Origin of the sequence: Arthrobacter sp. Hiyo1 (assembly GCF_001263615.2) — a bacterium.
Taxonomy (GTDB): Bacteria; Actinomycetota; Actinomycetes; order Actinomycetales; family Micrococcaceae; genus Arthrobacter.
Genome location: NZ_DF952472.1, coordinates 446,346 through 451,725 on the forward strand (window position 1 = coordinate 446,346; position 5,380 = coordinate 451,725).

The following is a 5,380-nucleotide window of genomic DNA, read 5'->3' on the forward strand; positions in this document are numbered from 1 at the left end:
GCCTCCTGTACGGCCGGCGCTGCTGCGGCCTGAGTCTTGCGACTCGTTGCGTCCGGAATTGTTTCGTCCCGAACTATTACGTGGTGAACCCTGGCGTCCCGCCTGTGTCATGACCCGTCCTTTTGTTATGGTGGCCGGCTTGTTCTTTCTCAACATTAGCCAGCCGGACAGAGGATATCTGCCCTGTGTGAACTCTGCCCGCTACTAGCCCGGGCGTTTGTAGATCCTTGCAATATTGAGTTGTTTTGCCTTGCCTGCCGCCGCGGGTTCCCGCGGCTACATGCGTTCGGCGTCGAAGAACTCCTCGATGCCCTCCAGCCCCGGAAGGTGGGGGGACAATTGAGGCAGTTCCGCCACCGAGCCAATGCCCATGCGCTCGAGGAAATACGAGGTGGTCCGGTAAAGGATGGCCCCCGATTCAGGATCGGTACCCGAGTCCTCGATCAGCCCGCGTTGGACAAGGGTCCTGACGACTGAATCGACATTGACGCCGCGGATGGCCGACACCCTGGCCCTGGAAACCGGCTGCCGGTACGCGATGACCGCCATGGTTTCAAGGGCTGCCTGCGTCAGCCGCGCGGTCTGGCCTTCGAGAACGAACCTGCCCACGACGTCGGCAAATTCCGCGCGTGAATAGATCCGCCACCCGCCGGCAACGTTCCGCAACTCAAAACCCCGGGGTGCAGCGCTGGCACGTGCATCAATGTGCAAGTCATCAGCGTCCCTGCCCGGGGCTTAACAGTATAGCCGCTATACTCCTGCCGCAGTCCCTCCAGCAAATCCTCGACGACGGCGACCGTCACGTTGAGCCCGGCAGCGAGCTCTTCCGCGGTGGCCGGTTGGTCGATCACCATCAGGACGGCTTCGAGGGCCGCGCGGGCGCCTCCGGGCAGGGCCTCAAGCTCGGCGAGGCCGTCCCCGCCTGTATCCTGCTCGCTCACAGCGGTTCCTCTCCTTGGTCGACCTGCTCGTATTCGTCGCTCACATTGTCGCTGCTCCACCCTTCGGGGCGCCCTGTCCAGCGGACGGTCAGTTCTGCGAGCGGACCCGGCTGGTCAAACGCCACCACACGGTCGCGGAACAGCTCGAGGAGCGCCAGGAACCGGACCACGACAACAAGCGTGGACTCAGCGTCCGCGATCAGCGCCCTGAAGGATTGTGGCTGGCCGCGCTGCAGGCGGTACCCGATGATCTCGGCTTGTTCCTTGACGCTGACGGGTGTTCCGTGAAGGTGGTCGAGCCCGACTTCCTCTGGCGTGTTGTCCTTCGGCGCGAGGGTCTTGGCCGCCAGCGCGGCGAACTGTTCGGGCGTGTGGCGCCAAATCAGCTCGGGCAACATTGCAGCGAAATGCCCTTCCAACGCAACTTGCCGCGGGAAGCGCCGGGCTTCGGACTCCAAGGTGCCGGACATGATCGCAGCCACCTGCTTGAAGGCCTTGTACTGCAGGAGCCGGGCGAAAAGAAGATCCCGGGCTTCCAGCAAGGCAATGTCCTCGGCGTCTTCCACTTCGCCCGCCGGCAGGAGCCTTGCGGCTTTGAGGTCCAGGAGGGTCGCGGCGATGACCAGGAATTCGCTGGCCTCATCCAGCGCCCAGTCCTCCCCCAACTCCTGCAACCGCCGGATGTATTTGATGAACTCGTCCGTGACGGTGGCCAGCGCAACTTCCGTGATGTCCAGCTTGTGCTTGGAGATCAAGCCGAGCAGGAGATCGAAGGGGCCGGTGAAGTTCGCCAGCCGGACCTCAAAGCCGGCCTTCCGTCCAGAAGGCGGGCCCCGGCGTCGTCCGAGTTACTCCCGGAGGAGTACGACGGCGGCGCGTCGCCCACCAGGACGGGCCCGGCTTCAGGGGTGAGTGGCTCTGCCACGCGGGCTAGGGTGCGCCGCCGCGCGAAATCAATTCCTTGGCCAAGCGGCGGTAGGCGTCGGCACCGATGTGGTTTCCCGCGTAGCTGGTGATCGGCTCCGCGGCGACCGTGGCGTCGGCGAATTTGATGGAACGCTTGATGACCGTCTCGAAGACCTTGTCCCCGAACGCCTCCACGAGCCTCGAAATGACTTCGCGACTGTGCAGGGTGCGCGCGTCGTACATCGTGGCGAGCACGCCGTCCACTTGAAGGCGCGGGTTCAAGCGGTCCTGGACCTTTTCGATCGTTTCGACGAGCAGTGCTACCGCGCGGAGGGCGAAGAATTCGCAGATCAGCGGGATGATGACGCCGTGCGCAGCCGTCAGTGCATTGACCGTCAGGAGGCCTAGGGACGGCTGGCAGTCGATGAGCACGACGTCGTAATCGTCCTCGACGCTCTTGAGGGCGCGGTCAAGCACTTGCTCGCGGGCTACCTCGTTGACCAGCTGGACCTCGGCGGCGGAGAGGTCGATGTTCGCCGGCAGGAGGTCGATGCCTTCGACGCCGGTCTTCTGGATGGCGTCACGGATGTCCACCTTGCGGTCCATCAGGACGTTGTAAACGGTGAGGTCGAGCTCGTGCGGGTTCGCGCCCAGGCCTGCGGAAAGGGCTCCCTGCGGATCGAAGTCAACGAGCAGGACGCGACGGCCGAATTCTGCGAGCGCGGCGGCGAGGTTGATGGTTGACGTGGTCTTGCCCACGCCACCCTTCTGGTTGACCATGGCGATGACCCGGGCCGGGCCATGCGAGGCCAGCGGCGCGGGTTCGGGGAAGTCGCGGTACGGGCGGCCCGTTGGCCCCATGACGGCGTCTTCCAGATCGAAATCCGTGCCCTCCAGCGTAGTTGCTCCCCGTTCGCTGCTCACGTATTTATCCACTCTCTCCACGACGGTCATTTCCTGCGGCTGTCTCCAGCACCAGCACTGCTCCCCACCTAGGCTACAGCGCCCGACACGGCATTTTGCGGAACTTGACATTGCCCGCAATTTGAGCCTTTACCTTCTAGCTGAGGTAGAAGGTTGGGCCCGCGTGCCGTAAAACATGCAATCAAAAGCAGGCAAGGCAGGTCCCCTGGCGGGTTTCTGCCTTGCCTGCATGGATGCTTCCGAACGGCGTGCCGGACTAAGCGGCCACGGCCTCTTTCACCTCGGGTTCAGCATGGTGGCTGATCATGGTCAACTCGTCGAAAGGCGTCGCACCGGACAAGACGTTGGTGACCTGGTTGCGGTCGATTTCCTTGACCCAGGTACCGATCAACACGGTGGCGACGGCGTTGCCCGTGAAGTTGGTCAAAGCGCGGGCTTCGGACATGAAGCGGTCGATGCCGACGATCATCCCGACGCCGCCCAGCAGTTCGGGCCGGTGTGCCTGCAGGCCCGCGGCGAGGGTGGCCAGGCCGGCTCCGGAAACGCCGGCCGCTCCCTTGGACGCAATGATCATGAAGACCAGCAGCGATACCTGGGCGCCGAGGTCCAGCGGAATACCCATGGCGTTGGCGACGAACAGCGAGGCCATGGTCAGGTAGATGGCAGTTCCATCGAGGTTGAAGGAGTAGCCGGTAGGCACCGTGACACCAACAACCGGCTTGGAAACGCCGAGGTGCTCCATCTTGGCGATGAGCCTGGGCAGCGCCGCTTCGGAGGACGAGGTGGAGAAGATGAGCAGGTACTCGCGGGCCAGGTACTTCATCAGCTGGAAGATGCTGACGCCTGCCACAACCCGGAGCAAGGTGCCGAGCACCACGACGATGAACAGCGCGCAGGTGATGTAGAACGCAACCATCAGGGTGAGCATTCCGAAAATTGCCTTCACGCCGGTGGCACCGACCACTGCGGCGATCGCACCGAAGGCGCCGACCGGAGCCAGCCACATGATCATGATGAGGATCCGGAAAACGAGTGCCTGCCCGTGCTGGATTGCCTTGAGGACCGGCTGGCCCTGGGACCCCATGCGTTGCAGCGCGAAGCCCACCAGGATGGCGGCCAGGAGCGTCGGCAGGACCGGAATGTCTCCGGGGATGATGCCCAGCAGGAAATCGGCGGTGCTGTTCGTGGCAGCCTTCGCATTGGGGTCGTACGGGATCAGTTTCAGGCCCTCGCCCGGGTGGATGATGTTGCCAACGACCAAACCGATGGCGAGCGCGAAGGTGGACATCACCAGGAAGTAGATGAGTGCGAGCCACCGACCTTGCCAACCGTGGCGGCCTTGGCGATCGATCCGATGCCCAGGACGATGGTGCAGAAGATGACGGGGGCGATCATCATCTTGATGAGCTTGATGAAGCCGTCACCCAAGGGCTTGAGGGATTTACCACTTCCGGGAAAAGCAAGCCGACGACGGCGCCCAGCACAACTGCGGCGATCACGGCGATGTAGAGGTAGTGCGACTTGTCCAGCCCCTTGCGCCCGGCCTTCGCGGGTGCAATCTCTCCTCTTTGAGAGGTCATGGCTTTGCTCCTTATAGATACTCTGGAAAGCGCCGTGGTCCCTGCAAAATGTCCCTGCGTCGCTCTGCTGTGATACCCATCATTAGGCGCGGCGTGACATGTATCACTGTTGCGTTCATATTGGTCACAGGATGGCCCGCAGAAAGGAGCACGTGATCCGACGCTGGAGCATTGCCCGCAGACTCTTTGTGGCGAATCTACTGTTCGTGCTGGCGCTCACCGCCATCGTGGGCACGGCTGCCTTCCTGGACGCGAGGGACCGGGCCTACAACGACGCCGGCCAGCGCATGCAGGCAGTGGCCGCCGCGATCGCAGCCAATCCGCTCGTGCTCCAAGCAGCCGGCACGCCGAATCCATCCGCCACCCTGCAGCCGTACGCCCAGGTGGTGACGGCCAATGCCCATGCCGATTTCATCACCATCATGGCTCCGGACCGGACCCGCTGGACCCATCCGAACCCCGACGAAATCGGCAAACCGTACATCGGCACCATCGATCCTGCCCTCCGCGGCCAGACATTCACCGAAGTCACCGCCGGCACCCTGGGCCCGTCCGTGCGCACCATCGTCCCCGTGGAGGATCCATCCGGCAAAGTCCGGGCCCTCGTGGCGGCGGGTGTCACGGTGCGCACCGTGGATGTCGCCGTGTCAGCACGACTCACGGCGATCATCGGCATCTCCCTGGCCATGCTCGCAGGCGGCTCCCTCGCCTCGTGGCTATTGGGGCGGTACCTGCGCTCGGTCACCAGGGGCTGGGGACCGGAGCAATTGGCGCAGTTGTTCGCGTATTACGAGTCGGTCCTGCATTCGGTCCGCGAAGGCGTGGTCCTGATCGACACCGGCGGCAGGGTTGTCATGTACAACGACCAGGCCGCGGAACTGCTGGGACTGGAACGGTCCGACGTCGATCCCGCGGCGGAAGCGTCCCACGCCTGTCTGATCTGCCACTCGATCCCAGCCTCCACCGCCTCTTCGAGTCCGGCCGGACGGCGCACGACGAGATCCACCTCACCGGCTCGCGCATCCCTGG

The 5,380-nt window shown here is 63.8% G+C and carries 3 protein-coding genes and 3 pseudogenes; 2 read left to right on the plus strand and 4 right to left on the minus strand.

What is annotated here, in order from left to right:
* Positions 1 to 208 (plus strand): hypothetical protein (locus tag AHiyo1_RS25630; protein WP_216363220.1); only part of this gene is annotated, 208 nt, incomplete at its 5' end.
* A gap of 68 nt (positions 209 to 276) precedes the next feature.
* Here the strand turns inward: AHiyo1_RS25630 and scpB are convergent.
* The 4 genes and pseudogenes from scpB to AHiyo1_RS15595 all read right to left on the minus strand — a co-directional run bounded on the left by scpB (position 277) and on the right by AHiyo1_RS15595 (position 4,351).
* A pseudogene (gene scpB, locus AHiyo1_RS15580) lies at positions 277 to 941 on the minus strand (SMC-Scp complex subunit ScpB).
* Positions 938 to 1,735, minus strand: coding sequence for a segregation and condensation protein A (locus AHiyo1_RS15585; RefSeq protein ID WP_059389166.1), 798 nt, complete (start codon positions 1,733 to 1,735; stop codon positions 938 to 940). Before AHiyo1_RS15585 ends, scpB begins: the two are co-directional and overlap by 4 nt.
* A 136-nt stretch (positions 1,736 to 1,871) precedes the next feature.
* Positions 1,872 to 2,771: a ParA family protein gene (locus AHiyo1_RS15590; protein WP_059389167.1), complete on the minus strand. Its 900-nt coding sequence runs from the start codon at positions 2,769 to 2,771 to the stop codon at positions 1,872 to 1,874.
* A gap of 256 nt (positions 2,772 to 3,027) precedes the next feature.
* Positions 3,028 to 4,351 (minus strand): annotated as a pseudogene (locus AHiyo1_RS15595) (cation:dicarboxylate symporter family transporter).
* A gap of 152 nt (positions 4,352 to 4,503) precedes the next feature.
* Between AHiyo1_RS15595 and AHiyo1_RS15600 the strand changes: the two are divergent.
* Positions 4,504 to 5,380: pseudogene (locus tag AHiyo1_RS15600) on the plus strand (PAS domain-containing protein); the annotation flags it as partial.